General features: G+C 73.2%; 12 protein-coding genes. 9 read left to right on the top strand and 3 right to left on the bottom strand.

Annotated features, from left to right (window positions below; all coding sequences use genetic code 11):
• Positions 1–21: 21 nt before the first annotated feature.
• The gene (locus AC6CKD_RS15825; RefSeq protein ID WP_498327943.1) at positions 22–1,902 is read left to right on the top strand and encodes an alpha/beta hydrolase; all 1,881 of its coding nucleotides are present in this window, start codon (positions 22–24) and stop codon (positions 1,900–1,902) included.
• Positions 1,903–2,007: 105 nt separating this feature from the next.
• Here the strand turns inward: AC6CKD_RS15825 and hemQ are convergent, their stop codons facing one another.
• Together hemQ and hemG are read right to left on the bottom strand one after the other, a co-directional pair.
• Entirely contained in the window at positions 2,008–2,721 is a 714-nt protein-coding gene (hemQ, locus tag AC6CKD_RS15820; RefSeq protein WP_274550050.1) for a hydrogen peroxide-dependent heme synthase, read from the bottom strand.
• Between the two features lie 4 nt (positions 2,722–2,725).
• Positions 2,726–4,228 (bottom strand): protoporphyrinogen oxidase, encoded by a 1,503-nt coding sequence (gene hemG / locus AC6CKD_RS15815; protein ID WP_498327942.1) that lies wholly within the window; start codon positions 4,226–4,228, stop codon positions 2,726–2,728.
• A gap of 175 nt (positions 4,229–4,403) precedes the next feature.
• Here hemG and AC6CKD_RS15810 point away from each other — a divergent pair, with 175 nt between their 5' ends.
• The gene (locus AC6CKD_RS15810; RefSeq protein WP_498327940.1) at positions 4,404–5,447 is read left to right on the top strand and encodes a DUF4349 domain-containing protein; all 1,044 of its coding nucleotides are present in this window, start codon (positions 4,404–4,406) and stop codon (positions 5,445–5,447) included.
• A gap of 64 nt (positions 5,448–5,511) precedes the next feature.
• Positions 5,512–6,900 (top strand): FAD-dependent oxidoreductase, encoded by a 1,389-nt coding sequence (locus AC6CKD_RS15805; RefSeq protein ID WP_498327939.1) that lies wholly within the window; start codon positions 5,512–5,514, stop codon positions 6,898–6,900.
• A 67-nt stretch (positions 6,901–6,967) separates the two neighbouring features.
• On the opposite strand, the gene hemE is transcribed toward AC6CKD_RS15805, so the two are convergent.
• The gene (gene hemE / locus AC6CKD_RS15800; protein ID WP_498327938.1) at positions 6,968–8,032 is read right to left on the bottom strand and encodes a uroporphyrinogen decarboxylase; all 1,065 of its coding nucleotides are present in this window, start codon (positions 8,030–8,032) and stop codon (positions 6,968–6,970) included.
• 91 nt (positions 8,033–8,123) lie between these two features.
• Between hemE and AC6CKD_RS15795 the strand changes: the two genes are divergently transcribed.
• From AC6CKD_RS15795 to AC6CKD_RS15770, 6 genes are all read left to right on the top strand, one after another.
• Complete coding sequence (locus tag AC6CKD_RS15795; protein WP_243331447.1) at positions 8,124–8,786, top strand: DUF3000 domain-containing protein; 663 nt, start codon at positions 8,124–8,126, stop codon at positions 8,784–8,786.
• A 296-nt stretch (positions 8,787–9,082) separates the two neighbouring features.
• The gene (locus AC6CKD_RS15790) at positions 9,083–9,745 is read left to right on the top strand and encodes a response regulator transcription factor (protein ID WP_214956508.1); all 663 of its coding nucleotides are present in this window, start codon (positions 9,083–9,085) and stop codon (positions 9,743–9,745) included.
• A gap of 133 nt (positions 9,746–9,878) precedes the next feature.
• Complete coding sequence (locus AC6CKD_RS15785; RefSeq protein ID WP_498327937.1) at positions 9,879–11,198, top strand: HRDC domain-containing protein; 1,320 nt, start codon at positions 9,879–9,881, stop codon at positions 11,196–11,198.
• A 139-nt stretch (positions 11,199–11,337) separates the two neighbouring features.
• Positions 11,338–12,087, top strand: a complete 750-nt coding sequence (locus AC6CKD_RS15780; RefSeq protein ID WP_498327936.1) for a ferritin-like domain-containing protein — start codon at positions 11,338–11,340, stop codon at positions 12,085–12,087.
• Between the two features lie 202 nt (positions 12,088–12,289).
• Positions 12,290–13,516: a thiolase family protein gene (locus tag AC6CKD_RS15775; protein WP_112447308.1), complete on the top strand. Its 1,227-nt coding sequence runs from the start codon at positions 12,290–12,292 to the stop codon at positions 13,514–13,516.
• Positions 13,513–15,645, top strand: coding sequence for a 3-hydroxyacyl-CoA dehydrogenase NAD-binding domain-containing protein (locus AC6CKD_RS15770; RefSeq protein ID WP_498327934.1), 2,133 nt, complete (start codon positions 13,513–13,515; stop codon positions 15,643–15,645). Before AC6CKD_RS15775 ends, AC6CKD_RS15770 begins: the two co-directional genes overlap by 4 nt.
• Positions 15,646–15,938 lie beyond the last annotated feature (293 nt).

The following is a 15,938-nucleotide window of genomic DNA, read 5'->3' as shown; positions in this document are numbered from 1 at the left end:
ATGAGATGAGAGAGGCCCGCCATGCGCCTGCCCCGGGTACCCGCCACGGTCGCGCTGGCCGCCCTCGCGCTGGCCGCTTCCCTGCCGCCGGCCTCCGCCGCGGGGTCTGCCGCAGGGCCTGCCGCCCAGGCCTCTCCCCCGGTCCCGCCCCGGCCGCCGTCCGTCGCCCGCTCCGCCGAGCCGCCCGGCGCCCGGCTCGTATCCCCGCGCGCCGCCGCGCCCCCGGGCTCCGTCGGCGCCGGCCCCGCGCCCGGCTCCACCGCCCGGGCGGCCGCCGAGGCTGCCGGGGCCGAGCTCGTGGCCCGGCGGGCCGCGGCCGCCGCCGCGCTCGCGGGGCTGCCGGGAGCGGGAGGGGATTCGGATTCGGCCCCGGGAGGGGGTTCGCCGCCGGGTCGTCAGGGTGCCCGCGGCGGGCTGGAGTTCGGACCGTGTCCCGTGGCCGAGGGGCTCGGGCCCGACGTGCGCTGCGGCACGCTGCGGGTCCCGGTCGACTACGCCCGGCCCTACGGGGCGCAGACCGGGGTCCTCGTGAGCCGGATCGCCGCCACCGGCGCGGGCGGGGCCCGGCGGCAGGGGGCGCTCGTGTACAACCCCGGCGGACCGGGCGGGAACGGGCTGTTCTTCCCGCTCGTCGCGGACCTGCCCGAGTGGCGCCGCGTCGGGGCCGCCTACGACCTCGTCGGCTACGCCCCGCGCGGGGTGGGCCGCTCGGAGCACCCGCTCTCCTGCCAGGACCCGGAGCGGTACGCCCGGGCCCCGGCCGAGGCCGTCGGCGCGCAGCCGGACGCCGCCGCCAAGGAGGACCGGATCGCGGCCGCGCGGGCCTATGCCCGCGGCTGCGCGGAGCGGGCCGGGGCGGCCCTCGGCTCGTACACGACCCTGAACAACGTCCGCGACCTGCACGTACTGCGCGCCGCCCTCGGCGAGGACCGGCTGACCTTCATGGGGGCCTCGTACGGCACCTACCTCGGCGCGGTCTACGCCACCCTCTACCCGGGCCACGTCCGCCGGATGGTCTTCGACTCGGCCGTCGACCCCGACCCGCGCAAGGTCTGGTACCGCAACAACCTCGCCCAGGCCCCCGGCTTCGAGCGCCGCTGGGCCGACTTCCGCGCCTGGGCGGCCCGCCACCACGCCGCGTACGGGCTCGGCTCCACCCCCGGAGCGGTGCAGGCCAGTTACGACCGGGTGCGGGCCGCGCTGGCCCGCGAACCGGCGGGCGGAGTGGTCGGCACCGGGCAGCTGCACTCCGCGTACCTGCGGGCCGCGTACTACGACGAGGTCTGGCCTGGCCGTGCGGCGGCCCTGGCGGCGTTCCTGCGCGGCGATCCGGGCCCGCTCGTCTCGCTCGCCGCCCCGGACCCGGCTGCGGCCGCCGAGAGCGAGAACGCGACGGCCGTCTACACGGCGACCCTGTGCAACGACGCCCCGTGGCCGGCCGACTGGGAGACCTGGGACCGCGACAACACCGAACTGGCCCGCACGGCCCCCTTCGAGACCTGGGCCAACGCCTTCCTGAACCTGCCCTGCGCCTTCTGGCCGGTGCGCGAGCGGCAGCGGCCGGTGGACGTGGGGCCACGAGCGGGCTCCCCGCTCCCCGGCACGCTGATCGTCGCGGCCGAGCGGGACGGCGCCACCCCGTACGGCGGCGCGCTGGAGCTCCAGCGGCGGCTCGGGCCGCTTGCCGGGCTGGTGACGGAGGTGGGGGCCGGCACGCACGGAGTGGTCGGCGGACGCAATGACTGCGTGGACGCTCACGTGGAGCGGTACTTGCTGACAGGTGACACCTCAGGGTGGCGTGTCACGTGTGCGCCGCATCCGGAGCCCGCACCGGTGTCGCTGGACGACCGGGCAGCGACCGCCCGGGGGCACCCCAGGGCACTGCTGCCGCCAGTCGTCTGAACTTCCGGGCGGGATCTCCGGCTGCGTCGATTCGGGGGCAGAACCTCCCGATCCCCGGAGGACGCCGGTCAGCGGCCCTCCGGTCCTTCCCCCCAGGGGAGGTCTCTAGGCGAGTCCGGCCACCAGATCGGCGACGGACTTGCGGCGCCCGGTGTAGAAGGGCACCTCTTCACGAACGTGCATGCGGGCCTCGGAGGCGCGCAGGTGACGCATGAGGTCGACGATGCGGTACAGCTCGTCGGCCTCGAAGGCCAGCAGCCACTCGTAGTCGCCGAGCGAGAAGGAGGCGACGGTGTTGGCACGCACGTCGGGGTAGCCGCGGGCCATCATGCCGTGGTCCTTCAGCATGCGGCGGCGGTCCTCGTCGGGCAGCAGGTACCAGTCGTAGCTGCGCACGAAGGGGTAGACGCTGACGTAGTCGCGCGGCGTCTCGTCGGCCAGGAAGGCCGGGATGTGGGACTTGTTGAACTCGGCCGGGCGGTGCAGGGCCATGTTCGACCAGACCGGCTCCAGGGCGCGGCCCAGCTTGGTGCGGCGGAACAGGTTGTACGCGGTCTGCAGCTCGTCGGAGGTCTCCGCGTGCCACCAGATCATGATGTCCGCGTCGGCGCGCAGGCCGGAGACGTCATAGGTGCCGCGGACGGTGATGTCCTTGGCGGCCAGCTGGTCGAACAGCTCCTGGACCTCGTCGGCGAAGCCGACGCGGTTCTCGGGGAGCACGTCCTTCAGCTTGAAGACGGACCACAGGGTGTAGCGGATGACCTCGTTGAGGTCCTTCGCCTTCTTCCCCGCGTTGGGAATCTTCTCTGGTGCAGTCATGCGTCTATTGTCCCGTGTGCTGATCAGTGGTCGGTGCCAGGGGTGCCCCACCGGTCCCCAACGTGGCGATCACCACGTCGGCGGCCTTGCCCGCGCTCGCGATGCAGGCCGGGATGCCGACCCCGTCGTACACGGCTCCGCACACCGCGAGGCCCGGCAGGGCCGCGACGGCGGAGCGGATCCGGGCCACCCGGCCGAGGTGGCCGACGGGGTACTGGGGCAGGCCGCCGTCCCAGCGGGTGACGGTGGCGGCCGCCGGGCGGACGGTGGGCGCGAGGCCCACGGCCTCGCCGAGGTCGGCGAGGGAGACCGCGACCAGTTCCTCGTCGGAGCGCTCGAGGTCGCCCTCGTCGCCGTGGCGGCCGACGGAGGTGCGGAGCAGGAAGAGGTCGGGATCGCCCCCGGCCCAGGCCCACTTGTTGCTGGAGAAGGTCGAGGCCTTGATCGTCCGGCCGTCCACGGGCGGTACGAGGAAGCCGCTCGCGCCGCCGTCGGCGATCCCGGCCGGCAGGTCGGAGCGGTGCAGGGCCATCGTGACCAGGGCCATGGAGGCGTACTCGACCCCGCGCAGCTCGGTGGCGGCGAAGGGTGCGACCCGGTCGAGCAGCCGGGCGGCGGGCCCGGCCTGGACGGCCACGACCACCCCGTCGGCCTCGATGACCTCGGCGCCGCCTGTGCCGTCTGGGGGGCCTGCGACCACGCGCCAGCCGGTGGCGGTACGGGTCAGCTCGCGCGCGGGGGTGTCGAGGAGGATCCGGGCTCCGGCCGCCCGGCAGGCCTCGGCGACGGCGAGCGGGAGCCTGCCGATGCCGCCGTCGATGCCGGAGAAGACGGGACCGGTCTGCCCCGCGCGGGCCGCCCGGGCCTGTAGTTCCCGTACGCCCTCGCCGAGGGAGGCGTGGGTACGGGCGGCCTCGAAGAGCTGCGGTACGGCGGCCCGCATCGAGATGCGGTAGGCGTTGCCGGCGTAGACCCCGCCGAGGAGGGGTTCCACGAGCCGGTCGACGACCTCGCGGCCCAGCCGGGCGGCGACGTACTCGCCGAGGGCCACGTCCTCGCCGATCTCCTGGGGTGCCAGGGCGTGTTCGGCTCCGGCGCGGGCCAGGCCCTCGGCGGAGAGCACCCCGGAGGCGGCGAGCGGGCCCAGGTCGCCGGGTACGCCCATGACGTGCCCGCCCGGCAGGGGCCGCAGCACGCCGCGGGTCCACAGGCGGGCGGTGGCGGTGGCCGGCGGCTGCAGGGCCTCGCCGAGGCCCACGGCGCGGGCCAGTTCGAGCGCTTCGGGGCGGCGGGCGAGTACGGATTCGGCGCCGAGGTCCACGCGCAGGCCGGCCAGTTCGCCCGAGCGCAGCTTGCCGCCGAGGCGCGGACCGGCCTCCAGCAGGGTGACGCGCAGGCCCTCGGCGAGCAGCCGGTGGGCCGCCGCGAGGCCCGCGATCCCGCCGCCGATGACGACGACGTGCCCGGCGGGGGCCGGCCGGTCCGTACGCGTGTCCGCTTCGTGCATGGACACATCGTCTCAGACCGCTCACGGGGCGGTCACCGAGGCCTGACCGTGACCGCTTCGGGATCAGCTCGGGACCGCGCGTACGAAACCCGGGACGGGTCCCGGCACGTCGGAACGTCGAGGCACGGACACAAGCGCATCCGACGATTCCGACACCTACCAGGGGGACCCAACGATGCACACCCGGCACAGACGTTACGGACGGTACGGGCGGCGTTCGGCGACGGCCCTGGCCGCGCTCTCGCTCACGGGGGCTCTCGTCCTCACCGGCTGCGGCGCCGACGGCACCGCCTCGGACAAGGCGGCGGTCGCGGAGGGCTCCCAGCGGCAGGACGCCGCCGGACAGGGCGGGGCGGCGGCTCCGGCCCCGGCCGCGTCGGGCGCTCCGGCTCCCGACGCGGACAAGAGCCTGCCGCAGGCTCCCGCCGTACGCACGCAGATCATCCGGACCGCGGCGCTGTCGGTGGAGACGGCCGACGTGCAGAAGGCGACGGCCGGGGCCCGGACGGCGGCGGAGAACGCGGGCGGGTACGTGGGCAACGAGGCCACCGCCCGCGAACCCGACGGGTCGATGACCTCGACGGTGACCCTGCGGGTGCCGGGCGATCGCTTCGACGCGGTGCTGGCCGCCATGGAGGGCAGCGGAAAGCTGCTCGGCCGCAAGGTCGAGGCGCAGGACGTGACGCAGAAGGTCGCGGACGTCGACAGCCGCGTCAAGTCCCAGCAGGCGAGCGTGGTGCGGGTGCGCGAGATGATGGAGAAGGCCTCGGGGCTGACCGAGGTGGTCACGCTGGAGGCGGAACTCGGCAAGCGGCAGGCCGATCTGGAGTCGCTGCTCGCCCAGCAGACGGCGCTGAAGGACCAGACCTCGCTCGGCACGATCACGCTGACGTTCTCGGAGCCGGGGAAGGCGGCCGTCAAGGAGAAGGAGAAGCCGGAACCGGGCTTCTCCGACGCCCTGTTCGGCGGCTGGAAGGTCTTCGCCGCCGCGGTCCTGTACCTGCTGATGGCGCTCGCCGCGGCCTCGCCGTTCCTGCTCAGCGGCGCGTTCCTGCTGCTCGGCTTCCGGCAGTACCGCAAGTGGCGTCCGGCGAAGGAGAAGCCCGGCACGGCGCGGCGCCTTCCCGCGCAGGGCGGGCCGGGGCGGCCGGGACACACGGCCCCCACTCCGGCGGATCCGGCGGACCCGAACCCGACGCCGCCCCAGCTCCAGGACTGACCACCCGTGCGCCCGTAGCGTGGGACCCGCAGGCACACGCGGCGGGGAAGGACGGTAGGGGCACATGGGGAACGGCACGGAACGGCTGGTGGTGGTCGGCGGTGACGCGGCGGGGATGTCCGCCGCGTCACAGGCCCGGCGGCTCAGGGGCCCGGCGGAGCTGGAGATCACCGCCTTCGAGCGCGGGCACTTCACCTCGTACTCCGCGTGCGGGATCCCGTACTGGATCGGCGGCCTGGTCGACGGCCCGGACGAGCTGATCGCCCGGACGCCCGAGGAGCACCGCGCGCGGGACATCGACCTGCGCACGCGCACGGAGGTCGTGGAGCTGGACCTCGCGGGACGGCGGGTGCGGGCCCGGGATCTGGAATCGGGCGCCGAGTACTGGACGGGGTACGACAAGCTCGTCCTCGCCACCGGCGCCCGCCCGGTCCGCCCCCGGCTGCCCGGCATCGGCGCGCACGGGGTGCACGGGGTGCAGACGCTGGACGACGGACAGCGGCTGATGGCGGATCTGGAACGGACGGAGGGCCGCCGGGCCGTGGTCGTGGGCGCCGGCTACATCGGCGTGGAGATGGCGGAAGCCCTGCTCGGGCGGGGCTTCGAGGTCACCGTCCTGCACCGGGGCGAGCAGCCCATGTCCACGCTGGACCCGGACATGGGCGGGCTGGTGCACAGCGCGATGAACGGCATGGGGATCCGTACGGTCGCCCGCGCCGAGGCGACGGAGATCCTCACCGACGGGGAGGGCCGGGCCCGCGCGGTGGCCACGGCCTCGGGCGAGGAGTACCCGGCGGACGTCGTGGTCCTGGGCATCGGCGTCGAGCCGCGCACGGCCCTGGCCCGCGCGGCGGGCCTGCCGCTGGGCGAGTCGGGCGGCCTGCTGACCGACCTCTCCATGCGGGTCCGCGGCCACGAGAACGTCTGGTCGGGCGGCGACTGCGTGGAGGTCCTGGACCTGGTGGCGGGCCGCATGCGGCACATCCCGCTCGGCACGCACGCGAACAAGCACGGCCAGGTCATCGGCTCGGGCGTCGGCGGCGGCTACGCGACCTTCCCGGGCGTGGTCGGCACCGCCGTGAGCAAGGTCTGCGACCTGGAGATCGCGCGTACGGGGCTGCGCGAGCGGGACGCGCTGGCCGCCGGGCTCCGCTTCGTCACGGCGACGATCAGCTCGACGAACACGGCGGGCTACTACCCGGGGGCGGCGGAGATGACCGTCAAAATTCTGGCGGAACGCCGCACGGGCCGGCTCCTGGGCTGCCAGATCGTCGGCGGCGCCGGCTCCGCGAAGCGGGTGGACATCGCCGCGGTGGCCCTGACGGCCGGCATGACGGTGGACCAGATCGTCTCCCTGGACCTGGGCTACGCCCCGCCGTTCTCCCCGGTCTGGGACCCGGTGCTGGTCGCCGCCCGCAAGGCGGTCTCCGCGGTCCGGGCGGCGGGGGTCTAGTCGGCCGAACCCGTCGCGGCGGGCGCGACGAGTTCGGAGCGGATCATCCAGCAGCAGGGTCTCGGGGCTAGACCGCCGTCTGCGTGTGGACGTAGTCCACCAGGCGGGTCAGGGCGTCCGGGTTCGTCGTCGGGAGGACGCCGTGGCCCAGGTTGAAGATGTGGCCCTCCAGGTCCGCCGCGGCGTCCAGCACCTCGCGGGTCTTGGTCTCCACCGCCTCGGTGGTGGAGAAGAGGACCGCCGGGTCCAGGTTGCCCTGGAGCGCCTTGCCGGGGCCGACCCGGTGCACGGCGTCCTTCAGGGAGACCCGGTAGTCGACGCCCATGACGTCCGCGCCGGCCTCGCCCATGAGGCCGAGCAGCTCGCCCGTGCCCACGCCGAAGTGGATGCGCGGGACCCCGTACGAGGCGACGGACTCCAGGACCTTGGCGGAGGCGGGCATCACCGAGCGGCGGTAGTCCGCCGGGGCGAGTGCGCCGACCCAGGAGTCGAAGAGCTGGATCGCGGAGGCGCCGGCCTCGATCTGGACCTTCAGGAAGGAGGAGGTGATCTCGGCGAGGCGGTCCAGCAGGTCGGCCCAGAGCTCCGGGTCCCCGTACATGAGGGCCTTGGTGTGCTCGTGGTTCTTGGACGGCCCGCCCTCGACCAGGTAGCTCGCGAGGGTGAACGGCGCGCCGGCGAAGCCGATCAACGGCGTGGAGCCGAGTTCACCCGTGAGCATGCCGATCGCCTCGGTGACGTACGAGACGTCCTCCGGGGTGAGGTCGCGCAGCTGTGCGAGGTCCTCGCGGCGGCGGATCGGCTGGGCGACGACCGGGCCGATGCCCGGCTTGATGTCCAGGTCGATGCCGATGGCCTTCAGCGGGACCACGATGTCGGAGAAGAAGATGGCCGCGTCCACGTTGTGGCGCCGGACCGGCTGCAGGGTGATCTCGGTGACCAGGTCGGGCCGCATGCAGGATTCCAGCATCTGCGTGCCCTCGCGCACCTTGCGGTACTCGGGGAGCGAGCGCCCCGCCTGTCGCATGAACCACACGGGGGTGTGCGGCACCGGCTCGCGCCGGCACGCCTTCAGGAAGGCGGAATCGTACGTCTGGCTCGGCGTGCCCGTGGGGCGGGTGTTGGCGCTCACGGCTCAAATCTTCGCACGTATGAAGAAGTGCCCGGCCCGGCGCGGGTGTCCCTGCGCCGTACGGGCGCTCGTTCCGCCTAGTCTTCCCCGCATGGCTGCGGCTCAGGGACGATTTTCAGATGGCGCTGACGGTACGGACAGCGCGAAGGACAGCTCCGTCCCACTCCCGTTCCGGCGGGCGGTCGACGGCTTGAAGAAGGCGAGGCTGCGGCAGGGGATCGAGATCGATCCCACCAAACCGCCACAGAGGCTGGCACCCCACGCGTACGCGCTGGAAGCGGCGGTCGTGGACGGCGACGAGGACCTGGCCGACGGCCGGCTCATCCTCTTGCACGACCCGGCCGGGCACGACGCCTGGCAGGGCACCTTCCGGCTGGTGACGCTCGTACGGGCGGAACTGGAGCCGGAGATGGCCGTGGACCCGCTCCTCCCGGAGGTGTGCTGGTCCTGGCTGACGGGGGCGCTGGACGCGCGCGGGCTGACGTACGGGGAGGCGAGCGGGACCGTGACCATGGCCGCCTCGCACTACTTCGGCGGGCTCGGAGAGCGGCGGCCGGCGACACAGATCGAGATCAGGGCCTCGTGGACGCCGCGCGAGGGAGTGGGCGGGGTGCCGGACACCGCCGCACACCTGTCGGCATGGTGCGAACTGCTGTGCCAGATCGCGGGGCTGCCGCCGGTCGGACCGACCGAGACGGTGACCGGCGTGGTCTCGCTGCCCCAGCGGCGCGGTCCGCATCACCCCCAGGGGTAATTCCGCAAGGCCGCGGGCGGCGCCGACCGCGCCGACCCGCGCCGACCTGCACCGATCCATGCCGACCCGCGCCCCGATATCGGGGCCGGATGTCGTTACGGGGCGTCACTTGCGGGCTTCTGATCACCCTATGATCGATCGTGCGTCCGAATTGCCCGAATTGTTACTCACCAAATCGTGATCATTCCCTAAAGCCGGGCGGGTGACGTGCCGAAGGAGTCATAGACCATCCGCACGGTTCGCACCGGCTTCCTTCCCCGAGCCGGCCGTCCCGCCACTCCCCCCAGGAGGCCTAGGTGTCCGTTCTTCTCGAGCAGCCCGCAAGCCTGGTCGCCTACCGCCCGAACAAGCCGACGGCCATGGTCGTCGTGGCCGACCCGCGCGTGCGTTCCACCGTGACCCGCCATTTGTGGGCCCTCGGAGTTCGCGACGTGATCGAGGCTTCGTCCATCGCGGAGGCCCGTCCACGCATCGGCAGCCCGCGCGACATCTGCGTGGCCGACGTACACCTGCCCGACGGCTCCGGTCTCACCCTGCTCTCCGAGACCCGCGCCGCCGGTTGGCCGAACGGCCTGGCCCTGTCCGCCGCCGACGACATCGGCGCCGTACGCAACGCCCTCGCGGGCGGAGTGAAGGGCTACGTCGTCACCGGCACCCGGACCAACATCGGGCTCCCGTCCCGGCCCGGCGCCGCCCCCATCGGCGCCGCCGCGGCCCGTATGCACCGCCGCCCCCCGGGTGCCCCGAGCCACCCGGGCGGCTACCGAGAGCTCTCCGGCCGCGAGGTCGAGGTCCTGCGCCTCGTCGCGGAGGGCCAGTCCAACAAGGCCATCGGCGTTTCGATGGGCCTGTCCGCCCTGACCGTCAAGTCCCACCTCGCACGGATCGCCCGCAAGCTGGGCACCGGCGACCGGGCCGGGATGGTCGCCGTCGCCCTGCGGACCGGGATCATCCACTGACCCGGCCGATACCCCCCGGAGGACCCCGGGAGAACTCCCGGAGAACCCGGGGAAACGTCCGTACTCCCCCCTCGCGCCCGTCGCCGGAACGTTCCGGCGACGGGCGCGTCGTATCCACGGATACCCTTGACCGGTGACCGACGCCCAAGAAACCGCAGCAGACCTGCGCACCACCACCGGGGGCGGCCCCCCGGACGACGAGGTTTCGTCCGACGGGCTGCCGATTCCCTTGCTGGAACCCCGTGAGGGCATCCCTCCGGTGGTCTCCGACGCCGCCGCGCTCGCCGAGGTGGTCGCGGCCTTCGCCGCGGGCACCGGCCCCGTGGCCGTGGACGCCGAGCGCGCCTCCGGCTACCGCTACGGCCAGCGCGCCTACCTCGTACAGCTGCGCCGCGAGGGTGCCGGCTCCGCACTCATCGACCCGGTGGGCTGTCCCGACCTCTCCTCCCTCGGCGAGGCCCTGTCCGGCACCGAGTGGATCCTGCACGCCGCCACCCAGGACCTGCCGTGCCTGCGCGACATAGGCATGGCACCCACCTCCCTCTTCGACACCGAGCTGGCCGGCCGCCTCGCCGGCTTCCCGCGGGTCGGCCTCGGCGCGATGGTCGAGGGGGTCCTCGGCTACGTGCTGGAGAAGGGCCACTCCGCCGTCGACTGGTCCACCCGTCCGCTCCCCGAGCCGTGGCTGCGCTACGCCGCGCTCGACGTGGAGCTGCTCGTGGACCTGAGGGACGCGCTGGAGAAGGAGCTGGACCGGCAGGGCAAGCTGGAATGGGCCCACCAGGAGTTCGACGCCATCGCCTCGGCGCCGCCCGCCCCGCCGCGCAAGGATCCGTGGCGCCGTACGTCCGGCATGCACAAGGTGCGCCGGCGCCGGCAGATGGCCGTCGTGCGGGAGCTGTGGGAGTCCCGGGACCGGATCGCGCAGCGGCGCGACGTGTCACCGGGCAAGGTGCTGGGTGACGCGGCGATCGTCGAGGCCGCCCTCGCCATGCCGCTGAACGTGCAGGCCCTTTCCGCCCTGCCCGGCTACGGGCAGCGCATGGGCCGGCGTCAGCTCGACCAGTGGATGGCCGCCGTGGACCGGGCGAAGGCCCTGCCCGAGGCCGAGCTGCCGATGCCGGGGGCGACCCCGGCCGGTCCGCCGCCGCCGCGTTCCTGGGCGGACAAGGACCCGGCGGCCGCGGCGCGGCTGGCCGCGGCCCGGACGGCCGTATCGGCGCTGGCGGAGGGGCTGAACCTGCCGCAGGAGAACCTGATCACCCCCGACACGGTCCGCCGGCTGTGCTGGGAGCCGCCCGAGCGCCTGGAGGCGGACGCGGTGGCCGAGGCACTGGCGGGCTACGGCGCCCGCCCGTGGCAGATCGAGCAGGTGACGGACGCCCTGGTCACGGCTTTGGCGGCGACCCCGCCCGTGATCGTGCCCGCACCCGAGACCGAGCCCGAGCACTGACCGTCGCGCACGCTCGACACGGGGAAGCCCTCCGGCCATTCGGCCGGGGGGCTTCGCCGTGTCCGGGCCCATGTCCCGGTTCCGCTACAGCCGGCCCGCACTGCTTTTGAACACGCTCAAAGCCGCCTAACTTTTGAACGTGATCAAACATGGGCGGGGATACGAGACCTGGGTGGCCGACTTCGAGACCGAACGGGAGCAGCGGGCCCGGCGGGGGGATCCGCAGTGGAGCCGGGCCGCGACGCTCCCCGCGGAGCTGGTCCGGAGCTTGCAGCGGTTCCAGGTGGGCGAGGACGGGGACGGCTCCGCTCTGATCGGCAAGGCCGACCGGGCCGGCGATCCGGTGTACGCACGGGCCGTACGCCTCTTCGTCGCGGAAGAGCAGAACCACGCGCGGATGCTGGCCCTGCTCCTGGAAGCGGGGGGCGCGGCGCCGCTGGACACCCATTGGAGCGACACCGCCTTCGTACGGCTGCGCAGACCGCTGGGGCTGCGGGTGGAACTGCTGGTGCTGATGGTGGCCGAGGTCGTGGCCCTGCGGTACTACCGGGCCGTGCGGGACGGGGTCGCCGATCCGCTGGCCTCGGAGGTCGCGCGGCTGATCCTCGCCGACGAGGAGCGCCACGTCCCCTTCCACTGCCTGCGCCTGCGCGAGGCCCTGTCGCCGCTGCCCGCCCCCGTCCGCCGATCGGCGCTCACGGCCTGGCGGGCCGCTCTCGCCGCCGCGGCCGCGGTGGTCGCGGCGGACCACGGACCGGCCCTGCGCACCCTGGGCGTCCGGCGCCGCACCTTCGTGGCGGACACCGTACGGTCCTCGGCCGCCATGGCCGCCGACATGGCCGGCGTCGCGCGAGGCGTGTCGGTGGCCGCACCGGGGGTGCCGACGTGATCCCCTGCCCGGGCGACGGCCCTGGACCCGCGCAGGTCCGCGGGCCGGCGCGACGGGGCGGCGGAGTGTGACCTTCGCCGCTCCTCCCAGGGGGGCTGTGCATGCCGGTTACCGACAAGTAGCATGGAGAGGTGAGCGGGCGCTCAGTCCATGGGAGCGCCGCCGCGCAGCAGTGCACACCCGCACCTGGAGGAGAGCCAACGTGCCTCGTACCGTCAGGGACGTCGTCTTCGTCGACGGCGTCCGCACCCCGTTCGGCAAGGCGGGCCCGAAGGGCATCTACAACGAGACCCGCGCCGACGATCTCGTCGTCAAGGCGATCCGGGAGCTGCTGCGCCGCAACCCGGACCTGGACCCCGCGAAGATCGACGAGGTCGCCATCGCCGCGACCACGCAGATCGGCGACCAGGGCCTGACGCTGGGCCGCACGGCCGGCATTCTCGCGGGCCTCCCGCAGTCCGTCCCGGGCTACTCGATCGACCGCATGTGCGCCGGCGCGCTCACCGCCGTGACCGCCGTCGCGGGCGGCGTGGCCTTCGGCGCGTACGACGTCGCCCTCGCCGGCGGTGTCGAGCACATGGGCCGCCACCCCATGGGCGAGGGCGTGGACCCCAACCCGCGCTTCGTCTCCGAGAAGCTGGTGGACGAGTCCGCCCTCTTCATGGGCATGACCGCCGAGAACCTGCACGACCGGTACCCGACGATCACCAAGCTCCGCGCCGACGAGTACGCCGTGCGCTCGCAGGAGAAGGCCGCCAAGGCGTACGCCGACGGCAAGATCCAGCAGGACCTGGTGCCGATCTCGGTGCGCAACAACAACGAGGCGGCCGGTGAGACGGGCTGGGGCCTGGTCACCGCCGACGAGCCGATGCGTCCGGGGACCACCCTGGAGAACCTGGCGGGCCTCAAGACCCCGTTCCGGGTCCACGGCAACGTCACCGCGGGCAACGCCGCCGGTCTCAACGACGGTGCCACGGCCGCGATCATCGCGTCCGAGGACTTCGCCCGCGAGAACAACCTCCCGGTCAAGATGCGCCTGGTCTCGTACTCCTTCGCGGGTGTCGAGCCGGAGGTCATGGGCTACGGCCCGATCCCGGCCACCGAGAAGGCGCTGGCGCAGGCCGGTCTGACGATCGACGACATCGGCCTCTTCGAGGTCAACGAGGCCTTCGCGGTCCAGGTCCTCGCGTTCCTGGAGCACTACGGCATCGCCGACGACGACGCCCGCGTCAACCAGTACGGCGGGGCCATCGCCTTCGGCCACCCGCTCGCCTCCTCCGGCGTCCGCCTGATGACCCAGCTGGCCCGCCAGTTCGAGGAGCAGCCGGAGGTCCGCTACGGCCTGACCACCATGTGCGTCGGCTTCGGCATGGGCGCCACGGTCGTCTGGGAGAACCCGAACTTCACCGCCGAGGGAGACAGCAAGTGAGCACCACCACCACTGAGCTCCTGAAGGGCGCGGCCGAGCTGTTCCCGGACGAGGTCGTCACGCGCGCCCTCGTACGCCACCTCGACCTGCCCTTCGGCGCCGGGCGCTTCGCGCTCATCACGCTGGACAACGGCCTGGACCACACCAAGCCGACCACCTTCGGCCCGCAGTCCCTCGCCAACCTGAACGCGGCGATCGACCAGGTCGAGCAGGAGGCCCTCGCGGGCTCCATCGTCGGTGCGGGCCTGACCGGCAAGCCGTTCATCTTCGCGGTCGGCGCCGACCTCAAGGGCGTCGAGCTGCTGAAGAAGCACGACGAGGCGCTCGCCATCGGCAAGGGCGGCCACGACGTCTTCAAGCGCCTCGCGGCGCTGGGCGTCCCCACCTTCGCGTACTACAACGGCGCGGCGATGGGCGGCGGTGTCGAGGTCGGTCTGCACTGCACCTACCGCACCGTCTCCAAGGCCATCCCCGCCTTCGCGCTGCCCGAGGTCTTCCTCGGCCTGGTTCCCGGCTGGGGCGGCTGCGCCCTGCTGCCGAACCTGATCGGCGCGGACCGCGCGGTCTCGGTCATCATCGAGAACTCGCTGAACCAGAACCGCCAGCTCAAGGGCAAGCAGGTCTTCGAACTCGGCATCGCGGACGCGCTGTTCGAGGGCGCGGACTTCCTGGAGCAGTCGCTCCTGTGGACCGCCCGCGTGCTGAACGGCACCACCGAGGTCGTGCGCGACGAGATCGACCGCGGCGAGGCCTGGGACGCGGCGGTCGCCCGCGGCCGCTTCATCGCCGACTCCAAGGTGCACGGCGCGGCCCCGGCCGCCTACCGCGCGCTGGAGATCATCGAGGCTGCCAAGGACGGCGACCTGCAGAAGGGCTTCGACGCCGAGGACACGGCCCTGGCCGACCTCATCATGGGCGGCGAACTGCGCTCCGGCATCTACGCCTTCAACCTGGTCCAGAAGCGCGCCAAGCGCCCGGCCGGCGCCCCGGACAAGAACCTGGCCCGCCAGGTCACCAAGGTCGGCGTCGTCGGCGCGGGCCTGATGGCCTCGCAGCTGGCGCTGCTGTTCCTGCGCCGCCTGGAGGTGCCGGTGGTCCTCACCGACATCGACCAGGAGCGCGTGGACAAGGGCGTGGGCTACGTCCACGCCGAGATCCAGAAGCTGCTGGGCAAGGGCCGCATCAACCAGGACAAGGCCAACCGCCTGACCGCCCTGGTGACGGGCGTCCTGGACAAGGCCGAGGGCTTCGCGGACGCGGACTTCATCATCGAGGCCGTGTTCGAGGAGATGTCCGTCAAGCAGAAGGTGTTCGCGGAGGTCGAGGCGGTCGCCCCGGCGCACGCGATCCTCGCCACCAACACCTCCTCGCTGTCGGTCTCGGAGATGGCTTCCAAGCTCCAGCACCCGGAGCGCGTGGTCGGCTTCCACTTCTTCAACCCGGTCGCGATCCTCCCGCTGCTGGAGATCGTCCGCGGCGAGCAGACCGACGAGGCCTCGCTGGCCACGGCCTTCGGTGTGGCGCGGAAGCTGAAGAAGACCGCGGTCCTCACCAAGGACGCCCCGGCGTTCGTCGTGAACCGCATCCTGACCCGCTTCATGGGCGAGATCCAGAACGTCATTGACGAGGGCACCCCGGTGGTCACCGCCGAGAAGGCCATCGAGCCGCTCGGCCTGCCGATGTCCCCGCTGGTGCTGCTGGAGCTCGTGGGCCCGGCGATCGGCCTGCACGTGTCCGAGACCCTGAACCGCGCCTTCCCGGAGCGCTTCACCGTCTCGCCGAACCTCGCCGCCGTCGTCAAGGCCGGCAAGCGCGGGTTCTACGTCTACGATTCCGGCAAGCCGGAGCTGGACCCCGAGGTCGCCGCCCTCCTCGTGCAGGGCGATGTCGTCCTGACCGAGGAGCAGGTCCGCGACCGCGTCCTGGACGCGGTGGCGCAGGAGATCGGCCTGATGCTGGAGGAGGGTGTCGTGGCCGAGGCCCAGGACATCGACCTCTGCCTCATCACGGGCGCGGGCTGGCCCTTCCACCTGGGCGGCATCACGCCGTACCTGGACCGCGAGGGCGTCTCCGAGCGGGTCAACGGAAAGAAGTTCCTGGCCCCGGGCCTGGCGAGCGTTCCGGTCTGATCCTTCAGGCCCGATCCTTCCGCGCCCCACATCGGCGCGTCCGGATGCCCGTTCGTGGAACCTCCACGGACGGGCATCCGCCCTTCCCTCGGCGGTGCGGATCGCCGAGGGGCGGTAGCAGCCGTACCCGGCGGGCAGTTGGCCGGCGGCGACGCCTGCTGCCGGTCGCCTTCGCGAGCGCGACAGGGGTACTCCCGTTCGACTTTCGCGTCTGCCTATACTCTTGCCCCGGTGACGCGCCGTGCGGGCGACTCCGGACCCGAACGCGGGTCCACCACACACCAGACCGCCCG

The sequence above is a fragment of the Streptomyces sp. GQ60 genome (genome assembly GCF_059758875.1).
This window is presented reverse-complemented; position numbering and strand designations above follow the sequence as displayed.

Coding starts and splice junctions, on each gene's coding strand:
- AC6CKD_RS15825 (WP_498327943.1), top strand. CDS start 22: ATGCGCCTGCCCCGGGTACCCGCCACGGTCGCGCTGGCCGCCCTCGCG.
- hemQ (WP_274550050.1), bottom strand. CDS start 2,721: ATGACTGCACCAGAGAAGATTCCCAACGCGGGGAAGAAGGCGAAGGAC.
- hemG (WP_498327942.1), bottom strand. CDS start 4,228: ATGCACGAAGCGGACACGCGTACGGACCGGCCGGCCCCCGCCGGGCAC.
- AC6CKD_RS15810 (WP_498327940.1), top strand. CDS start 4,404: ATGCACACCCGGCACAGACGTTACGGACGGTACGGGCGGCGTTCGGCG.
- AC6CKD_RS15805 (WP_498327939.1), top strand. CDS start 5,512: ATGGGGAACGGCACGGAACGGCTGGTGGTGGTCGGCGGTGACGCGGCG.
- AC6CKD_RS15795 (WP_243331447.1), top strand. CDS start 8,124: ATGGCTGCGGCTCAGGGACGATTTTCAGATGGCGCTGACGGTACGGAC.